The following is a 17646-nucleotide window of genomic DNA, read 5'->3' as shown; positions in this document are numbered from 1 at the left end:
CACTCGCGCCAGATTTTTCAAGCCGGGAGACGCGGAATGCGCGGATGGACCATGTTGCTGTTGTCGCTGGGCGCCGTGTCCGCCCACGCGTCCACCCAGTGCCCCGGCGCGACCGCGCAGCCGCTCGCGGTGCGTCCGACCGTGCTGCCGCCCGTCGCCGACGGTTTCGCCAGCGTCAACCCGCAGCTCGGTTCGCAGCGCGGCGTGCTCGCCCCTGCGTTCGACGAGTCGCAGTCGGTCGACAACGTACTGTGGCGCCTGCGCCTGGAAGGCTGCCAGCCGGCGGCCGCCACCACCCCGGCGTCGACACTGGCCGCGCCGAACGCTTCGACCTACGTCAAGCGCACGGAGCACGACAACACGCCATACCGCTTCAACATGACCCAGAACGGCAAGCGCATGACGGCCGACGACTTCGACGCCTGGCTGCAGGCCAATGGCTACAGCGCCGGGCGCCGCGCGGCGCCGGCGTCGGAGGCGCCTGCCGCGGCCGAGCCACCTGTGGAAGGCCAGTCGCAGTAGTCCTGCGGGCGCGTCCGCGCCAGCGGATCCAGGCCGTGCCCGCGACGCAGGCGCGGCCTGTTGCGTTTCAGGCCTGGAGGACGCCCAGTTCGCGTCCGATCCGGGTGAACGCATCGACGGCGCGGTCGATGTGCTCCGGCGTGTGCGCCGCCGACATCTGCGTGCGGATCCGTGCCTGGCCCTTGGGCACCACCGGGAAGAAAAAGCCGATCGCGTAGACGCCTTCCTCGAGCAGGCGCTCGGCGAAACGCTGCGCCAATGGCGCGTCGTACAGCATCACCGGGCAGATCGGGTGGATTCCCGGGCGCAGGTCGAAGCCGGCGGCGGTCATGCGCTCGCGGAAGCGGGCGGTGTTGGCGGCGAGGCGCTCGCGCAGTTCGCCGGCGGCGTCCAGCATGCCGAACGCCCTGGTTCCCGCGGCGACCACGTGCGGGGGCAGGGAGTTGGAGAACAGGTAGGGACGCGAACGCTGTCTGAGCAGTTCCACCACCTCGGACTTCGCCGTCGTGAAGCCGCCCAGCGCGCCGCCCATCGCCTTGCCCAGCGTGCCGGTGATGATGTCGATCTTCTCCAGTACGCCCTTGACCTCGGCCGAGCCGCGGCCGGTCGCGCCGAGGAAGCCGGTGGCATGGCACTCGTCGATGTGGACCAGGGCGCCGTACCGATCCGCCAGCGTGGTGATCTCGTCGAGCGGAGCGATGAAACCGTCCATCGAGAACACGCCGTCGGTCGTGATCATGATCGTGCGCGCGCCGTCGGACTTCGCCTGCTGCAGCTGCTTCTCCAGGTCGGCCATGTCGCAGTTGGCGTAGCGGTAGCGCCGGGCCTTGCACAGGCGCACGCCGTCGATGATCGAGGCGTGGTTGAGCGCATCGGAGATGATCGCGTCGTTCTCGTCGAGCAGGGGTTCGAACAGGCCGCCGTTGGCGTCGAAGCAGGCGGCGTAGAGGATCGTGTCCTCCTTGCCGAAAAAGTCCGCGATGGTCTTTTCGAGCTGCTTGTGCAGATCCTGGGTGCCGCAGATGAACCGCACCGAGGCCATGCCGAAACCGTGGGTGTCGAGCGCGTCACGCGCGGCGGCGATGATGTCCGGGTGGTCGGCCAGGCCCAGGTAGTTGTTGGCGCAGAAGTTCAGCACCCTGCGGCCGTCTGCGAGGGTGATCTCGGCCGACTGCGGGCTGGTGATGATGCGTTCGGACTTATACAGCCCCGCGTCGCGGATCTCATTCAGGGTGTTGGAATAGCGTGCGGTCCTGGACATGTCGTGGTCCTGCGAGAACATGGCGACATTCTATCCGGTCCGGTTTGCTAGTCCTTCGATACCACCTGCTGCAGCCAGGCGCTCCAGCGTGCCTCCAAGAGCGGCAGCGTGGCCGGCAGTCCGAACGATGCGCCTTGGTCCGCGAGCCATGTCTCGAAGTCGGCGCCCGCCACCGCGGCATTGGTGACGTGTCGCAGGATGCGCGGATCCCCGCTGGCATCCACCAAAAAGCCGGCGAATACAAGTGCATGGCCGTAGAACATCGTCAGCGCGTCGGAAGTATGTCCGGCCGGGAGTTGCATCGACACGACGCCCGATTGTGTGGCTCGTCCATTAGTGCGCATCGTTTCCGCCAGTGCGAGCGCCGGGTGCGGCATGCGCAGGAAGTGCTCCAACCGCGGCACGCGGTCGGGCGATGCGCGCCAGGCGGCCATGAACGCGGACGCGCGCGCACGCTGGGAGTCCGCGGGCTCGAGCAGCATTGCCACAGCTTCGTCCAGCCAGTCCGCTGCCGGGCCGCCGTACTGCGCCTCCACTGCCCGGCTGTCCGGCCAGAAGGTCGCGACGTAGATCGCGTGGCCGAGCTCGTGGCGCAGGATGCCTTCGTGGTCCGGCGGGCGTGCTCCGCGACGCCCCGCGCTGCGTCCGGTACGGGAGTCGGGGCGCGAGAGCAGCCCGGCCGATGCAGGCAGCCAGGACATGCCGAATCCCAGCCCTTGGCCACGTGCGAAATCCCGGGCGTCGCCCGAGCTATAGCTGGTGCTCAGGACCAGCACCCCCGGAGGGGGCCGCACGCCGAGATAGAACTCGAAGGGCGCGGCGGCCGCCTCAAGCGCCCTTGCGGCCATCGCAGCATCCTTCTCGACTTCGGCATACGCCAACCCGTAAGGGCCGGCAATGCAGACTGCGGCGGGTGGTGCGTCCAGGTCGGGGCAGCTGGGGCGAGCTGTCGCCGGCATGGCCAGGCAGGCCATCAGGAGAAGCGAGAGTTTCTGCATCATGTCGAACCTTCCTTGGGTGTCGCGCTGGCCCGCCGCGGGGCGGGCCACGCTGGGAGCGTCAATGCCAGTCGAGCACGACCTTGCCCGACTTGCCCGACTCCATCAGGTCGAAGCCCTTCTGGAAATCGTCGGCGCGCAGCTGGTGGCTGAGCACCTTGCCCAGCGGGAAGCCCGACAGCACGAGCTGGGTCATCTTGTACCAGGTCTCGTACATGCGGCGGCCGTAGATGCCCTGCACGGTCAGGCCCTTGAAGATGATGCGGTCCCAGTCGATGCCCGCGCCCTTGGGCAGGATGCCGAGCAGGGCGACCTTGCCGCCGTGGTACATGCAGTCGAGCATGTCGTTGAAGGCGCGCGGGTTGCCGCTCATTTCCAGGCCCACGTCGAAGCCTTCCAGGTGCAGGTCGGCCATTACCTCCCGCAGCGAGGCGTTGGCGACGTTGACCACCCGCGTGGCGCCCATGTCGGCGGCCAGCTTGAGGCGGTAGTCGTTGACGTCGGTGACCACCACGTTGCGCGCGCCGATGTGCTTGCAGATGCCCGCCGCCATCACCCCGATCGGGCCGGCGCCGGTGATCAGCACGTCCTCGCCGACCACGTCGAACTCCAGCGCGCAGTGCGCGGCGTTGCCGTAGGGGTCGAAGAACGCGGCCAGCTCGCTCGGCACCTGGTCCGGCACCGGCCACAGGTTGCTGGCGGGCATGACGATGTATTCGGCGAAGGCGCCGTTGCGGTTCACGCCGATGCCCACGGTGTTCGGGCACAGGTGCTGCTTGCCGGCGCGGCAGTTGCGGCAGTGGCCACAGACGATGTGGCCTTCGGCGGACACGCGCTGGCCAATGCTGTAGCCCGACACGCCCGGGCCCAGCTCGGCGATGCGCCCGACGAACTCGTGGCCGATCACCAGGCCCTGCGGGATGGTGCGCTGCGCCCACTCGTCCCAGAGGTAGATGTGCAGGTCGGTCCCGCAGATGGCGGTCTTCTCCACCCGCACCAGCACCTCGTTGGGCCCCGGCACGGGAACAGGCACCTGTTCCATCCACAGGCCCTTGGTGGTCTCGCGCTTGACCAGCGCCTTCATGGTTGCGGACATCGGAAACGCCGTCGGGGAAGGGCGCCCATTATAGGTTGCGGGGGAAACGGCCGGGCGAAGGGCGGGGGCGTGGACGGGGAGGGGGCTACAATCCCGCGGTCCTTTCAGGTGGAACCGTTGCATGCGCCTTTCCCTGCTGAGCCTGTCCGCCGCTGCCGCCCTGGCCGCGCTTCCCGCCACCCATGCCGCCGAGGGCATGTGGGTGCCGCAGCAGCTGCCGGAGATCGCCGGCCCGCTGAAGAAGGCCGGGCTCAAGCTCGATCCGAAGCAGCTGGCCGACCTGACCGGCGACCCGCTGGGCGCGGTGGTGTCGCTGGGCGGCTGCACCGCCAGCTTCGTGTCGCCGCAGGGCCTGGTGGTGACCAACCACCACTGCGCGTACGGCGCGATTCAGCTCAATTCCACGCCCGAGAACAACCTGATGCGGGACGGCTTCAACGCCGCCGCGCCGGCCGACGAGATCACTGCCGGCCCGAACGCACGCATCTACGTGCTCGACGACATCACCGACGTCACCGACCAGGTGCGCGCGGCCATCGACGCGGCCCCCGATCCGCTGGCCCGCACCCAGGCCCTGGACGCAGTCGAGAAGCGCCTGGTCGCCGGCTGCGAGGCCGAGCCCGGCTACCGCTGCCGCCTCTACAGCTTCCTCGGCGGCAACGACTACCGCCTGTTCCGCAACCTCGAGATCCGCGACGTGCGCCTGGCCTACGCGCCGCCCGGCAGCGTGGGCAACTACGGCGGCGAGATCGACAACTGGATGTGGCCGCGCCACACCGGCGACTTCGCGTTCTATCGCGCCTACGTGGGGCCCGACGGCAAGCCGGCGGCGCACTCGCCGGGGAACGTGCCCTACCGGCCGAAGCACTGGCTGAAGATCGCCGACAAGCCGCTGCGCGAGGGCGATTTCGTGATGGCGGCCGGCTATCCGGGGCGCACCAGCCGCTATGCGCTGGCAGGCGAGTTCGAGGACACCGAGCAGTGGGGCTATCCCACCACCAGCCGCCACTACCGCGCCCTGATCGCGCTGGTCGAGGCGCGCGGCAAGGCCGACCCCGACATCGAGGTCAAGTACGCCAGCACCGTGCGCGGCTGGGAAAATACGATGAAGAACTACGAGGGCCAGCTGGCCGGCTTCGAGCGTACCGGCGCCGCCGGCACCAAGCGCGCCCAGGAGGCGGCGGTGCTGGAGTGGCTGCGTGGACGCGGCGAAGAGGGCGCAGACGCGCTGGCCGCGCATCAGCGCCTGGTGGCGCTGGACGAAGCCGAGCGCGCCACCCGCGAGCGCGACCTGGTGCTGCGCATGCTCAACGGCACCGGCGCGATCTCCGCCGCCAGCACGCTCTACCGCCTCGCGATCGAGCGCGGCAAGCCGGATGCCGAACGCGAGCAGGGCTACCAGGACCGCGACCTGCCCACCATCGAGGGCGGCCTGCGGCAGATGGACCGACGCTACGTGCCGGCGATGGACCGCGAACTGCAGGCCTACTGGCTGGCCGAATACGTCAAGCTGCCGCAGCCGCAGCGGGTGAAGGCGATCGACGACTGGCTGGGCGGCAGCGACGCGAAGGCCATCGAGCGCGCCCTCGACCGGCTGGCCGGCACGCGCCTGGGCGACACCGAATACCGCATGGCCCTGCTGTCGGCTGATCGCAAGACGCTGGAGGCGAGCCGGGATCCGGCGATCCGCTACGCGGTGGCGCTGATGCCGACCCAGCTCGAGCTCGAGCGGGAGAGCAAGATCCGCGCAGGCGAGCGGCTGGCGGCGCGCGCGACCTATCTTGCCGCCGTCGCCGAGCACCGCCGCAGCCAGGGCGGTCATGTGTATCCGGACGCCAACTCCTCGCTGCGCATCACCTTCGGCAACGTCCGCCCCTACACCAAGCTCGACGGCACGCGCCAGCAGGCGTTCACCCGGCTCGAGGAAGTCGCCGCCAAGGCGACCGGCGAGGAACCGTTCGACGCGCCGCAGGCCCTGCTCGACGCGGTCCAGGCCAAGCGCCACGGCGGCCTGGCCGACCGCAGGTTGCGCACCGTGCCGGTCAACTTCCTGTCCGATCTCGACGTCACCGGCGGCAATTCCGGATCGCCGGTGCTCGACGCGCAGGGTCGCCTGACCGGACTGCTGTTCGACATGAACTGGGAGGCGGTGGTGTCGAACTGGGTGTTCGACGGGGAGATGACCCGCACCATCTCGCTCGACCAGCGCTACATGCGCTGGATCATGCAGGAGGTGTATCCGGCACCGGCCCTGCTGGAAGAGATGGGGGTCGCCCCGCGCCGTTAGTTGCAGCCGACAGCGCCCGGCCAGCGGCGCGCCGCATCGATTAGACTTGCGGCGCGCCCGGGGGAGCCACGGGCGCTCCCCCCGACCCGCACCGGAACCGCCTGCCGCATGAGAATCCTGCTTGCCCGCCACGGTGAGACGCCGTGGAACGCCGAAGGCCGCTACCAGGGACAGGAGGACATCCCGCTTTCGCCGGTGGGCGAGAACCAGGCGCGCCTGCTGGGCGAGCGCCTGCGCGACGTGCGCATCGACAAGGCGGTGAGCTCGCCGCTGACCCGCGCCTACCAGACCGCGCAGTTCGCGCTGGGCGAGGTACGCGCGCCGATGCTCACCACCGAGATGGGCTTCATGGAGATCGCCCACGGCACCTGGGAAGGGCTGCTGGCCAGCGAGATCGCCGCGCGTGATCCGGACCGCCTGCGCGCCTGGCGCGACGCGCCCGATACGGTGCAGATGCCCGGCGGCGAGTCGCTCAAGCAGGTGTTCCGCCGCGCCTGGGAAGCGCTGCAGTGGTCCACCGAAGGCCTGGGCGGCAACGACACCCTGCTGGTGGTCGCGCACGATGCGGTCAACCGCGTGCTGCTGTGCCATGTGCTGGGTATCCCGATGTCGCGGCTGTGGACCTTCCGCCAGGCGCCGACCACGCTCAACCTGCTCGAGGGCGAGAGCCTGGACAGCCTCGAGGTGGTGCGCCTGAACGACTGTTCGCACCACACCGCCTTCTTCGGCGAGGCCGTGCACCGCGCGCTGTAGCGGTGTCGCGAGGCGTCCGCCGGCGGGTGCCGGCCACGGCGCCGTGTCCCGATCGACGTGCTTGCCGCGCCCGCCGCGGCGGTCCATCTTTGCCCGCCTATGGTGCCCTCCGGCGCCTGCCATGACTGTCCGGCCTCTTGCCATGCCCACCACCCTCGCCGACTGGCTCGGCCACATCGAGCGCCAGCATCCGCAGGCGATCGAGATGGGACTCGACCGCGTGCGGGCGGTCGCCGACGCGCTGGCGCTGCCCCGGCCGGCCCCGAGGGTGGTCACGGTCGCCGGCACCAACGGAAAGGGCTCGACGGTGGCCTTCCTCGAGGCGATCGCGCGCGAGGCGGGGCTGCGCGTGGGCACCTACACCTCGCCGCACCTGCTGGCCTACGGCGAGCGCGTACGCATCGACGGCGCACAGGCCGGCGAGGCGGAACTGGTCGAGGCCTTCGCCGCGGTCGAATCCGCGCGCGGGACCACGCCGCTGACGTATTTCGAGTTCGGCACGCTGGCGGCGTTGTGGCTGTTCGCGCGTGCCGGCCTCGACCTGGCGATCCTCGAGGTCGGGCTGGGCGGGCGGCTGGACGCCACCAACCTGGTGGACGCGGACGTCGCGGTGATCACCACCGTCGATCTCGACCACCAGGACTGGCTGGGCGAGGACCGCGAGGCCATCGGCGCCGAGAAGGCCGGCATCGCCCGCGCCTGGCGGCCGCTGGTACTGGGCGACGACGACCCGCCGGCCAGCGTGCTGCGCCATGCCTATGCCATCGGCGCCTCCGCGCTGCGGATCGGCTGCGATTTCTTCTTCGAACCGGTGGACGACGCGCGCTGGCGCTGGCGCGAAGTCGGCTGCGAGCTGGATCTGCCCATGCCCGCACTGGCCGCGCCGGTGCAGCTGCGCAATGCCGCGGTCGCGATCGCGGCGCTGCGGGCGCTGGACCTGGACCTGCCCGAGGCGGCCTTCGCCGCAGGCGTGGCATCGGCCCGGCTGGACGGACGGCTGCAGCGGTTCGAGCGCGGCGGCGTGGCGATCGCGGTGGACGTGGGCCACAACCCGCAGGCGGCGCGCGCGCTCGCCGCGTGGCTGCGATCCAGCCCCGCGCCGGGGCGCACGCACGTCGTGTACGCGGCCCTGGCGGACAAGGACGTGGTCGCGGTGGCCGGCGCGTTCGACGGGCTAGTCGATGCCTGGTGGCTGGGCGGATCGCTCGGCGCGGGCGCGCGCGGCCTCGGCGTCGACGGGCTGGCGCAGCGGCTCCATGGCGCCGGCATCCTGCCGGCCGGCCGCTCGCCCGATCCCGCCGCGGCGCTGGCGGCGGCGCTGCAGGCGGCGGCGGCGGGCGACCGCGTGCTGGTGTTCGGCTCGTTCCATGCGGCGGAGGAAGCGTTGCGTGCGCTGCGGGGTCCGGGTTCAGAAGCCGCAGCACGCCGCGTCGTATAATTCGCGCGCCCTGCCGCTCTCGCAGAACCCGATGGATGCCGGATTGAAACAGCGCCTGATCGGTGCCGCCGTGCTCGTGGCGCTGGCCGTGATCTTCCTGCCGATGCTGGTCAAGGGCCCGGCGCCGGACAGCGGCGTGTCCGACCTGTCGATGCGCATGCCCGATGCGCCCGAGGGCGGCTACCGGACCGTGGACCTGCCCCTGGTGGTCCCGGCCGATGCGCCCGAAGGCGGTGTGCTGGGCACGCCGCAGCCGCTTGAGGATGGCCAGCTGCCGACCGTCGACACCGCCACCGCGCCGCCGGCCGATGGTCTGGCCGAGGAAGCCGCCGCTGGGAATGAAGACGCGACGGCGCATCCGGATGCGGCCGACCTTGCGCCCGGGACAGGCGCGCAGACCGCCGCGACCCCGGTCGAGCCGCCTGCGTCCGCTGCCGCGGAACCGGCAGCGCCCAGGCCCGCCGCGGCGCCGGAGGCCAGGCCGCTGCCGCCCACCGTGGCCGGGGGCGACTACGCGGTGCATTACGGCGCGTTCCGCAGCGAGCGCGACGCGCAGCTGATCGTGCGCCAGCTCTCCGAGGCTGGCCTGAGCGCCTACAGCGAGCCGTTCACCCTCAACGGCAACCCCGCCCAGCGCGTGCGTCTGGGGCCGTTCGCCTCGCGCGAAGCGGCCGAGGCGGCGCGGGTGCGCGCCGCCCAGGTGCGCGGCGACGTGACTCCGCGCGTGGTGGCCCTGGATGCAGCGCCGTCCCGTGCGGCCCCGACGCCCGCGAGCGCGCCGGAGCGCGCGGCCGCCTCGCCCGCGCCGGCCCCAGCCAGGCCCGCCGCCGCCGCCAGCCCGGCGCCGGATGCCGCCCGCGCCGCGCCCGCGGCCAGCGGCGTCGGTTTCGCCGTCCAGGTCGGCGCCTTCAGCAACGCCGCCGAGGCCACGCGCCTGCGCGATCGCCTGCGCGGCATGGGCATCGGTGCCTTCACCGACACCGTCGATACCGATCGTGGCCGCCTGACCCGGGTCAAGGCGGGCCCGGTGCCCAGCCGCGACGACGCCGAGCGCCTCAAGGCGCAGGTGAAGTCGAAGGCCGGCATCGACGGCATGGTCCGCCCGCATCCCTGAGATCCGCGGGCCCAGGCTTCTCTCTCTCGCAACACGCAACGGGAAACACTGCCATGTGCGGCATCATCGGCATCGTCGCCACCACCGAGGTCGCGACCGCGCTGTACGACGGCCTGACCGTCCTCCAGCACCGCGGCCAGGACGCGGCCGGCATCGCCACGGCCAGCGGCACGCAGATGCGCGTGCACAAGGGCAATGGCCTGGTGCGCGACGTCTTCAACACGCGCGCGATGTCCCTGCTGGAAGGGCGCGTGGGTATTGCCCACTGCCGCTATCCCACCGCCGGCAGCGAGGGCAGCGACGAGGCGCAGCCGTTCTACGTCAACTCGCCCTACGGCATCGCGCTGGCGCACAACGGCAACCTGATCAACACCGACGCGCTGCGGCGCGAGGTGTTCGAACAGGACCGGCGCAACATCAACACCCAGTCCGATTCGGAAGTGCTGCTCAACGTGTTCGCGCACGAACTCGACCGCAGCCGCACCCTGACCCCGGAAGCGGCTTTCCGCGCCATCGAGGGCATCAACCGCCGCGCGCGCGGCGGCTACGCCGGCGTGGCCACGGTACTGGGGCTGGGCCTGGTGGCGTTCCGCGACCCGCACGGCATCCGCCCGCTGGTGCTGGGCAAGCGCGAGACCGAGGCCGGCAACGAGTACGCCATCGCCTCCGAGTCGGTGGCGCTGGACATCCTCGGCTTCGAGCTGGTGCGCGACGTCGCACCGGGCGAGGGCGTGGTGGTCACCCCGCGCGGCGAGCTGCACACGCGCCAGTGCGCGGAAGCCATGTCGCGAGCGCCCTGCATCTTCGAGTACGTGTACTTCGCGCGCCCGGACTCGATGATCGAGAACATCTCGGTGCACAAGGCGCGCATGCGCATGGGCACTGCGCTGGGCGAGAAGATCCTGCGCCTGCGCCCGGACCACGACATCGACACGGTGATCCCGATCCCGGACACCTCGCGCGACGCGGCGATGGAGATCGCCAACGTGCTCGGGGTGAAGTACCGCGAGGGGTTCGTCAAGAACCGCTACGTCGGGCGCACCTTCATCATGCCGGGGCAGGGCGAGCGGGTGAAGTCGGTCAAGCGCAAGCTCAACCCGATCAAGCTCGAGTTCCGCAACCGCGTGGTGCTGCTGGTGGACGATTCGATCGTGCGCGGGACCACCTCGCAACAGATTGTGCAGATGGCGCGGGAGGCCGGCGCGCGCAAGGTCTACCTGGCGTCGGCGGCGCCGCCGGTGCGCCATCCCAACATCTACGGCATCGACATGCCGACCCCCGAGGAGCTGATCGCGCACGGCCGCACCGAGGAGGAGGTCGAACGCATGATCGGCTGCGACTGGCTGGTCTACCAAGATCTGCCGGACCTGGAGAAGGCGGTCGCGGGGCCGAAGTTCGAAGGCATGACCTTCGACAGCTCCTGCTTCAGCGGCGTGTACGCGACCGGCGTGGACCCGGGCTATTTCGAGGGCCTGCGCCAGCTGCGCTCGGACGACGCCAAGCGCCAGCGCCGGCTCGCGCTCTGAGCCCGGCGCGATGCCGACGCTGTTCGACGCCGCGCGCGAGTGCCTCGACGCGGCCGGCGTCGACGACAAGATCGCGCTGACGCGGCGCCACGCCGCCGCCTTCGCGCGCGGCGAGCTGGCGCTGCCGGAAGACGCCGCTGCGCCCGAACCCATCCGCATGCCCGGACGCCCGCCGCGACCGGCGCTGGTGCATCCGCGCGAGCTGCCGAGGCGCGGATTCGGCAGCGTGGCCGGGCGCGCCGCGTTCGTGCACTCCATTGCCCACATCGAACTCAACGCGGTCGACCTGGCCTGGGACGCGGCCTACCGCTTCCGCGGCCTGCCGAACGCGTTCTACGCCGACTGGGTGCGCATCGCCGACGACGAGGCGCGCCACTTCCTGCTGTTGCGCGAACGGCTGCGGGCGCTGGGCCACGACTATGGCGACTTCGACGCGCACAACGGCCTGTGGGAGATGTGCGAGAAGACTGCGCACGACGGACTGGCGCGCATGGCGCTGGTGCCGCGGGTGCTGGAGGCGCGCGGCCTGGACGTCACCCCTGGCATGATCGTGAAGCTGCGCGCGCTGGGCGAGGACGCGACCGCCGACGTGCTGGAGGTGATCCTGCGCGAGGAGGTCTCGCACGTGGCAGCGGGCAGCCACTGGTTCCGCTGGTATTGCGCGCAGCGCGGGATCGATCCGGAACCGGAGTTCCGCAGGCTGCTCGCCGCGTATGCGCGCGCCGTGCTGCACGGTCCGTTCAACATCGAGGCGCGCAGCGCGGCCGGCTTCAGCGAGGACGAACTGGCGGCGCTGGTGCAGGCCGCGGGGGTGGCTGCGTCCTAGGCGCGCTGCAGCGGCAGCTGGCGCAGGTCGAAACGCCCGCCCGCGGCATGCAGCACCGAACCCTGCGTGTACCAGTCGCCCAGCACGATGCGGCGGCGTTCGCGCCCCCCCACCGTGAGCTCGTGGATGGCAGGGCGGTGGGTGTGGCCGTGGATCATCGTATCCACGCCGTAGCGGGCGAAGGTGTCGTCCACGGTCGCCGGCGTCACGTCGGTGACCGTCTCCATCGTGCCGGCCTGCTGCAGTTCGCCCTGCCGCGCCATGCTGGCCTGGCGCGCCTGCGCGGCGAACGCCAGCCGTGCCTCCAGCGGCTGCGACAGGAAGGCCGCTTGCCAGGCCGGATCGCGCGTCTGCGCACGGAACTGTTGGTAGGCCGTGTCGTCGGTGCACAGCAGGTCGCCGTGGCCGAGCAGGACCGGCTGGCCGTCGAGCAGGATCACCGCCGGATCGGGCAGGATCGTGAACCCCGCGCGTGTTGCGTAGTCGCGGCCGAGCAGGAAGTCGCGGTTGCCGCGCTGGAAATACACCGGCACGCCGTGGCCGGCGAGCGCGCGCAAGCGGTCGGCGACGAAGGCGCCGGTTTCCGAGGGATCGTCGTCGCCGACCCAGGCCTCGAACAGGTCGCCGAGGATGTAGAGCGCGTCGGCGTCGCGCGCCTCGCCATCGAGAAAGCCGCCGAACAGGCGGGTGACGTCCCGGCGCGCGGGATCGAGGTGCAGGTCGGAAATGAAAAGCGTGGCCATGGCGCATTGTAGGGGCGGCGCCCCGCCGCGCGGCCGCCGACACCGGAACCGGCACCGCAATGCCGGTAAAATGACGCGATTCCACGCCCGTCCGAGCCTGTCATGAGCTGCCGTACCCGTTTCGCCCCCAGTCCCACCGGCTACCTGCACATCGGTGGCGCGCGCACCGCGCTGTACTGCTGGCTGGAGGCGCGCCACCGCGGCGGCGAGTTCGTGCTGCGCATCGAGGACACCGACCGCGAGCGCAGTACCCAGGCCGCGATCGACGCCATCCTGGACGCGATGGAGTGGCTGGGCCTGGACTACGACGAAGGCCCGGTCTACCAGACCCAGCGCCTGGACCGTTACCGCGAAGTGGCCGAACAACTCGTCGCCGAGGGCAAGGCGTACTACGCCTACGAGAGCAGGGAAGAGCTCGAGGCCATGCGCGAGGCGGCGATGGCGGCCGGCGACAAGCCGCGCTACAACGGCGCCTGGCGCGACCGCAGCGAGCCCAGGCGCGACGATCCCAACCGGGTCATCCGCTTCAAGAATCCGGTGGACGGCGTGGTGGCCTGGGACGACAAGGTCAAGGGCCGCATCGAGATCGCCAACAGCGAGCTCGACGACCTGGTGATCCTGCGCGCCGACGGCTATGCCACCTACAACTTCGCCGTGGTGGTGGACGACATCGACATGCGCATCACCGACGTGGTGCGCGGCGACGACCACGTCAACAACACCCCGCGCCAGATCAACCTCTACCACGCGCTGGGCGCGCCGGTGCCGGCGTTCTCGCACCTGCCGATGATCCTCGACGAGCACGGCGCCAAGCTCAGCAAGCGCACCGGCGCGGCCGACGTGATGCAGTACCGCGACGCCGGCTACCTGCCGCACGCGCTGCTGAACTACCTGGTGCGCCTGGGCTGGTCGCATGGCGACCAGGAGATCTTCTCGGTTGCCGAAATGCAGCAGCTGTTCGAGCTCAAAGACGTCAACGCCAAGGCCTCGCGCCTGGACCCGGCCAAGCTCGGCTGGCTCAACCAGCAGTATCTCAAGAACGACGATCCGGCCCATGTGGCGAAACACCTGGACTGGCACCTGCGCCAGTGCGGTTACGACCTGGGCAGGGGGCCGGCGGCGGTGGACATCGTGGTCGCGCTGCGCGACCGCGTGCAGACGCTCAAGGACATGGCCGAGCGCGCCGCGGTCTGGTTCGGTCCGCTCGAGCACTACGACGAAGCGGCCGTGGCCAAGCACCTCAAGGCCGGCGCCGATGCGCCGCTGCGCGACGCGCAGACGCGCCTCGCGGCGCTGCCGGCGTGGACGGTGGAGGGCATCGCCGAAGCCCTGCATGCCACCGCCGAGGCGCTGGGCCTGGGCATGGGCAAGGTGGCGCAGCCGATGCGCGTGGCGATCACCGGCACCCAGGTCAGCCCGGACATCTCGCACACCGTCTACCTCGCCGGTCGCGACGAGGCGCTGCGCCGCATCGAGGCCGCGATCGCGCGGGTGCCCGCCGCCGGTTGAGAACCCGGCGCGGCGGAGCCATCATCACTGCATGGGACTGCATGGCCACGACTGCATCGATCCGCACCACCACGTCCATGACGCCCAGGGCTTCGTGGACGCGGTGGAACGCGCCTGCCGCCAGCGCGGCCTGCGGCTGACGCCGATCCGCGCGCGCGTGCTGCGGCTGGTGGCCGGTGCCGGGCGACCGGTCAAGGCCTACGACCTGCTGGACATGGTGCGCTCGGGCGAGGGCGCGGGCGCCGATGCGCCACCGACCGTCTACCGGGCGCTCGATTTCCTGCTGGCCAACGGCTTCATCCACAAGCTGCAGTCGGTCAACGCGTTCGTCGCCTGCCACCATCCGGACAGCGCGCAGCATTCGGTGCCGTTCCTGATCTGCAACCGCTGCCACAACGCCGTCGAACTCGAGGACGCCGATGTGGTGGCGTCCCTGGACGAGCGCGCGCGCGCACTGGGCTTCGTGCCGCAGGCGCAGACGCTGGAAGTGCACGGTCTGTGCGCGCGCTGCGCGCAGCAGGACGGCGCGGCAGGCTGATTCCTGCCGCTGTTGCGGCGCCCCGTTCTAGCGGTTGTCGCGGCCGTCGCTCGATTCATGCCGCATGCGCCGGCGGATGAACAGGGCGGTGCCCAGGGGCAGGCCCAGAATGACCAGGCCGACGGCGATGGTCAGCCAGCCCACCGGTTCGGTCAGCATTTCCCGCAGGATCGGATGCATGCGCGTTTCCCCTCGTGTCGAGACGCGGCCAGTCTCGGCCGCGTGGGCGGAGCCGGCATTGCGTCCGATCAAGGCTCCGGCACGCGCCGGTGCCGGAGACTCGCGGGTTCGCCAGGCGGATGCCGTCAGAAGAACAGGCGCACGCCCGCCGCGATGCTGCGCCCCGGCAGCGGCGCCAGGTCCTTGAGGAAGGAGGTGTGCGGCCGCGCCTGCTCGTCGAGCAGGTTGGTGCCGTCCACGAACACCTCGATCGCGCTGCCGTCGGCGGTGTCGCGGTGCCAGGCCAGATTGGCGGTCACCAGGGTATAGCCCGGCGATTCGGTTTCGTGGGCGGCGACGCGGTCCTGCCGCGCGTGGCGGATGGCGCCGATGCCGGCGCGCCACGCGCCGCCTTCCCAGCGCAGCTCGGCGCCCGCGCGCCACGGTGCGATCCGCGGCAGGTAGCCCGACAGCGGCAGCTGCGCCGTGTAGGCGTGGGCGTGGTCGCCGTGCGGGATGGCGAAGTCCACCTCGCGCACCCCATCGCCGGCGAGGCGGGCGCGCACCGCGTCGCCGAATCCGCGCAGGGTCCAGCGTCCGCTGCCGTTGTCGACCAGGGTCCAGCGCAGGTCCAGCTCGCCACCGGTGAAGCGCGCGTCGGCCTGGGTCCACAGGCGCGCGGTGGCGCCGCCGTCCTCGATGCCGGTGTCGGCGAGGTAGATGAAATCTCGATAGTCCACCGCATACAGCGACGCGCCCAGGGTCAGCGGGCCGCGATGCCAGTGCAGGCCGAGCTCGACGCGGTTGGCGGTTTCGCGGCGCAGCAAGGGGTCGCCGAACTCGTGGCTGCGCGTGGCCACGTGCAGGCCGTCGGAATACAGCTCCTCGGCGGTCGGCGAGCGCTGCGCGCGGTCGAGGCCCAGGGACAGGTGCAGGTCTTCGCCGAAATGCCAGCGCGCCGCGGCCGACAGGCTGGTGGCGTCGACTTCGCGCGAGGCGCCGATCGCCGTCGCCGCGTCCACCTCGATGCGGTTGCGGTCGTGGCGCGCGCCGATTTCCAGGTCGAGCGCGTCGAAGCTGCGCCGGCCGATCCAGAACAGGCCGATGTCGCGCGACTGCGAGTCGGGCACGAAGGCCTCGTCGCCGAGCGCGCGGAAATCGCGCCGCGAGCCCTGCAGGCCGAACGCGCCGTCCCAGCCGGCCCAGTCGCGGTGCACCAGTTCGGCGCGCAGCTCGGCGCTCTCGTTGTCGAACACGGTGCCGACGGCGCGGCCTTCGTACTCGGTGTGGGTGTAGGCGGTATGCGCCAGCTTCACCCGCAAGGTGTCGAACGCGCCCAGGCCGTCGAGGCCGCCGCGCAGTTCGTACCGACGCTGGTCCATGACGATATGCACCGCGTCGTCCTCGCCGGCCTCCCCGTGTTCGTGTTCGTGCCCGTCATCGCCGTCGTGGCCATGTCCCTCGTCGTGTCCGTGCGCGTGGCCGGGCACGCCGTAGCGGCTGTTGTACAGGCTGCTGGCGGCGCCGAGGAAGCCGCGGTCGGCGATCCAGGACAGGCCGAAGGCGGCGCTGTCGGTGCGCACGGCGCTGCCTGGCAGGGTGCCGCGGACGCCTTCCCCTGGCGCGTGGTCGTCCTCGTCGTCGTGGTCCTCGTGGAGGCCCGCGCGTTCCGCGGTGCCCGGGATGTCGTAGTCGCCGGTTTCGCGATGCAGCGCGTCGAGGTGGAACACCAGGCGGCCCGAGGACGAGGTGCCGTCCAGGCGCAGCATGCCGGTACGCTCGTCGTTGCCGCTGCCCGCGCGCAGTTCGGCGCGGCCCTCCAGCGGCGTGGCGCTGGCCCGCTCGGGCACCCGCCCCTCGACCACGTTGACCGCGCCGCCGATCGCGCCGCTGCCGTAGAGCAGGGTGGACGGGCCCTTGAGCACCTCGACCTGGTCGGCCAGGAACGGCTCGATCGAGACGGCGTGGTCGACGCTCACCGTCGAAACGTCGCCGGCGGCCAGGCCGTCGCTGAGCACCTGCACCCGCGCGCCTTCCAGGCCGCGGATGATCGGACGACCCACGCCGGGCCCGAAGTAGGACGACTGCACGCCCGGGAGGCGGTTCACGGTCTCCCCGAGGGTGGAGGCGCGGACTTCGTCCAGGCGGCTGCCGGCCAGCACCTCCACCGGCCGGGTCAGGGTCTCGGCGGTCTGTGGCAGGGGGCTGGCGCGCACCACCAGCGCGTCCAGGTCCTTGACCTCGGCGTGGCGCGGGTCGTTCTGGTCGGCGAGGGCGGGGAGGGCGCACAGGGCGAGAGCGAGGGCGGACGCGAGGCGCCCATGGGCGAGCTTGGTGGACTGCATGTGGGGGAGCTGGCCGGCGATTGGGTAATGTTATACTATTACGTACACGGCCGCCCCGGCTGTCAACCTCCCGGACGTCATGACTCCCCGCCAACGGCACCACCTGCTCGACCGTTTCGGCGCCGCCGGTTCGCTGGCCTGCGCCGCGCACTGCGCGCTGCTGCCGCTGCTGATCGCCGCCCTGCCTTCGCTGGGCATCGCGGTCTGGCTGGGCGACGGCCTGGAGTTCGGTTTCGTGGTGTTCGCCAGCCTGCTTGGCCTCTTCAGCCTGGCCTGGGGCTACCGGCGCCATCGCGCCCTGCGCGCGCTGGGCCTGCTGCTGCCCGGGCTGGCTGTGCTGTGGCTGGGCGTGCTGTACGCGCCCCTGCACGAATCGGTGGTGCCGCACGCGGTCGCGATGACCCTGGGCGGCACCCTGGTCGGGGTGGGGCACCTGGTCAACCTGCGCCTCAACCACAGCCACGTGCACGACGCCAGCTGCGCGCACTGAGCACCGCCGCGGGCGTAGCGACGGGCCCGCGTGATAGACTT

Annotated in this window: 16 protein-coding genes; 10 read left to right on the top strand and 6 right to left on the bottom strand. The window is 71.3% G+C overall.

Annotated features, from left to right (window positions below; all coding sequences use genetic code 11):
• Positions 1-36: 36 nt before the first annotated feature.
• Positions 37-522: a hypothetical protein gene (locus ACFQ2D_RS04430; RefSeq protein ID WP_386795531.1), complete on the top strand. Its 486-nt coding sequence runs from the start codon at positions 37-39 to the stop codon at positions 520-522.
• Positions 523-589: 67 nt separating this feature from the next.
• Here ACFQ2D_RS04430 and kbl read toward each other — a convergent pair whose 3' ends face one another.
• From kbl to tdh, 3 genes are read right to left on the bottom strand one after another with little or no spacing between them, the layout of a single operon-like run.
• Positions 590-1783 carry a glycine C-acetyltransferase gene (gene kbl / locus ACFQ2D_RS04425; RefSeq protein ID WP_280941612.1) on the bottom strand — a complete coding sequence of 398 codons (1194 nt, stop codon included), beginning with the start codon at positions 1781-1783 and terminating at the stop codon, positions 590-592.
• Between the two features lie 47 nt (positions 1784-1830).
• Positions 1831-2784 (bottom strand): hypothetical protein, encoded by a 954-nt coding sequence (locus ACFQ2D_RS04420; RefSeq protein ID WP_280941613.1) that lies wholly within the window; start codon positions 2782-2784, stop codon positions 1831-1833.
• 58 nt (positions 2785-2842) lie between these two features.
• On the bottom strand, positions 2843-3877 hold the full coding sequence (tdh, locus tag ACFQ2D_RS04415) for an L-threonine 3-dehydrogenase (protein WP_280941614.1): 1035 nt from the start codon (positions 3875-3877) through the stop codon (positions 2843-2845).
• A gap of 121 nt (positions 3878-3998) precedes the next feature.
• Between tdh and ACFQ2D_RS04410 the strand changes: the two genes are divergently transcribed.
• From ACFQ2D_RS04410 to ACFQ2D_RS04385, 6 genes are all read left to right on the top strand, one after another.
• Positions 3999-6164 carry a S46 family peptidase gene (locus tag ACFQ2D_RS04410; protein WP_280941615.1) on the top strand — a complete coding sequence of 722 codons (2166 nt, stop codon included), beginning with the start codon at positions 3999-4001 and terminating at the stop codon, positions 6162-6164.
• Positions 6165-6272: 108 nt separating this feature from the next.
• Positions 6273-6917: a histidine phosphatase family protein gene (locus ACFQ2D_RS04405; protein WP_280941616.1), complete on the top strand. Its 645-nt coding sequence runs from the start codon at positions 6273-6275 to the stop codon at positions 6915-6917.
• 142 nt (positions 6918-7059) lie between these two features.
• On the top strand, positions 7060-8355 hold the full coding sequence (gene folC, locus ACFQ2D_RS04400) for a bifunctional tetrahydrofolate synthase/dihydrofolate synthase (RefSeq protein ID WP_280941617.1): 1296 nt from the start codon (positions 7060-7062) through the stop codon (positions 8353-8355).
• 31 nt (positions 8356-8386) lie between these two features.
• Positions 8387-9469: an SPOR domain-containing protein gene (locus tag ACFQ2D_RS04395; RefSeq protein WP_386795552.1), complete on the top strand. Its 1083-nt coding sequence runs from the start codon at positions 8387-8389 to the stop codon at positions 9467-9469.
• 53 nt (positions 9470-9522) lie between these two features.
• Complete coding sequence (purF, locus tag ACFQ2D_RS04390; protein ID WP_280940699.1) at positions 9523-10995, top strand: amidophosphoribosyltransferase; 1473 nt, start codon at positions 9523-9525, stop codon at positions 10993-10995.
• A gap of 10 nt (positions 10996-11005) precedes the next feature.
• Entirely contained in the window at positions 11006-11821 is an 816-nt protein-coding gene (locus tag ACFQ2D_RS04385) for a ferritin-like domain-containing protein (protein ID WP_280940700.1), read from the top strand.
• Here the strand turns inward: ACFQ2D_RS04385 and lpxH are convergent.
• On the bottom strand, positions 11818-12564 hold the full coding sequence (gene lpxH, locus ACFQ2D_RS04380) for a UDP-2,3-diacylglucosamine diphosphatase (protein ID WP_280940701.1): 747 nt from the start codon (positions 12562-12564) through the stop codon (positions 11818-11820). The genes ACFQ2D_RS04385 and lpxH overlap by 4 nt on opposite strands.
• Positions 12565-12666: 102 nt before the next feature.
• Here lpxH and gltX point away from each other — a divergent pair, with 102 nt between their 5' ends.
• Together gltX and ACFQ2D_RS04370 are read left to right on the top strand one after the other, a co-directional pair.
• Positions 12667-14073, top strand: coding sequence for a glutamate--tRNA ligase (gltX, locus tag ACFQ2D_RS04375; protein WP_280940702.1), 1407 nt, complete (start codon positions 12667-12669; stop codon positions 14071-14073).
• Positions 14074-14104: 31 nt separating this feature from the next.
• Positions 14105-14611 (top strand): transcriptional repressor, encoded by a 507-nt coding sequence (locus ACFQ2D_RS04370; RefSeq protein ID WP_280940703.1) that lies wholly within the window; start codon positions 14105-14107, stop codon positions 14609-14611.
• Between the two features lie 27 nt (positions 14612-14638).
• Here ACFQ2D_RS04370 and ACFQ2D_RS04365 read toward each other — a convergent pair whose 3' ends face one another.
• Positions 14639-14791 carry a hypothetical protein gene (locus tag ACFQ2D_RS04365; RefSeq protein ID WP_280940704.1) on the bottom strand — a complete coding sequence of 51 codons (153 nt, stop codon included), beginning with the start codon at positions 14789-14791 and terminating at the stop codon, positions 14639-14641.
• Between the two features lie 125 nt (positions 14792-14916).
• Positions 14917-17115, bottom strand: coding sequence for a TonB-dependent receptor domain-containing protein (locus ACFQ2D_RS04360; protein WP_280940705.1), 2199 nt, complete (start codon positions 17113-17115; stop codon positions 14917-14919).
• Positions 17116-17194: 79 nt separating this feature from the next.
• On the opposite strand from ACFQ2D_RS04360, the gene ACFQ2D_RS04355 reads away from it, so the two are divergent.
• The gene (locus ACFQ2D_RS04355) at positions 17195-17605 is read left to right on the top strand and encodes a MerC domain-containing protein (RefSeq protein WP_280940706.1); all 411 of its coding nucleotides are present in this window, start codon (positions 17195-17197) and stop codon (positions 17603-17605) included.
• Positions 17606-17646 lie beyond the last annotated feature (41 nt).

It is taken from the genome of Luteimonas composti (genome assembly GCF_042678665.1).
GTDB lineage: Bacteria > Pseudomonadota > Gammaproteobacteria > Xanthomonadales > Xanthomonadaceae > Luteimonas > Luteimonas composti.
This window is presented reverse-complemented; position numbering and strand designations above follow the sequence as displayed.

Excerpts from the sequence above, each read along its gene's own strand:
- ACFQ2D_RS04430 (WP_386795531.1), top strand. The coding sequence starts at position 37 with ATGCGCGGATGGACCATGTTGCTGTTGTCGCTGGGCGCCGTGTCCGCC.
- ACFQ2D_RS04370 (WP_280940703.1), top strand. The coding sequence starts at position 14,105 with ATGGGACTGCATGGCCACGACTGCATCGATCCGCACCACCACGTCCAT.
- purF (WP_280940699.1), top strand. The coding sequence starts at position 9,523 with ATGTGCGGCATCATCGGCATCGTCGCCACCACCGAGGTCGCGACCGCG.
- folC (WP_280941617.1), top strand. The coding sequence starts at position 7,060 with ATGCCCACCACCCTCGCCGACTGGCTCGGCCACATCGAGCGCCAGCAT.
- ACFQ2D_RS04405 (WP_280941616.1), top strand. The coding sequence starts at position 6,273 with ATGAGAATCCTGCTTGCCCGCCACGGTGAGACGCCGTGGAACGCCGAA.
- ACFQ2D_RS04355 (WP_280940706.1), top strand. The coding sequence starts at position 17,195 with ATGACTCCCCGCCAACGGCACCACCTGCTCGACCGTTTCGGCGCCGCC.
- tdh (WP_280941614.1), bottom strand. The coding sequence starts at position 3,877 with ATGTCCGCAACCATGAAGGCGCTGGTCAAGCGCGAGACCACCAAGGGC.
- ACFQ2D_RS04360 (WP_280940705.1), bottom strand. The coding sequence starts at position 17,115 with ATGCAGTCCACCAAGCTCGCCCATGGGCGCCTCGCGTCCGCCCTCGCT.
- ACFQ2D_RS04385 (WP_280940700.1), top strand. The coding sequence starts at position 11,006 with ATGCCGACGCTGTTCGACGCCGCGCGCGAGTGCCTCGACGCGGCCGGC.
- kbl (WP_280941612.1), bottom strand. The coding sequence starts at position 1,783 with ATGTCCAGGACCGCACGCTATTCCAACACCCTGAATGAGATCCGCGAC.
- ACFQ2D_RS04365 (WP_280940704.1), bottom strand. The coding sequence starts at position 14,791 with ATGCATCCGATCCTGCGGGAAATGCTGACCGAACCGGTGGGCTGGCTG.
- ACFQ2D_RS04420 (WP_280941613.1), bottom strand. The coding sequence starts at position 2,784 with ATGATGCAGAAACTCTCGCTTCTCCTGATGGCCTGCCTGGCCATGCCG.
- lpxH (WP_280940701.1), bottom strand. The coding sequence starts at position 12,564 with ATGGCCACGCTTTTCATTTCCGACCTGCACCTCGATCCCGCGCGCCGG.
- ACFQ2D_RS04395 (WP_386795552.1), top strand. The coding sequence starts at position 8,387 with ATGGATGCCGGATTGAAACAGCGCCTGATCGGTGCCGCCGTGCTCGTG.
- gltX (WP_280940702.1), top strand. The coding sequence starts at position 12,667 with ATGAGCTGCCGTACCCGTTTCGCCCCCAGTCCCACCGGCTACCTGCAC.
- ACFQ2D_RS04410 (WP_280941615.1), top strand. The coding sequence starts at position 3,999 with ATGCGCCTTTCCCTGCTGAGCCTGTCCGCCGCTGCCGCCCTGGCCGCG.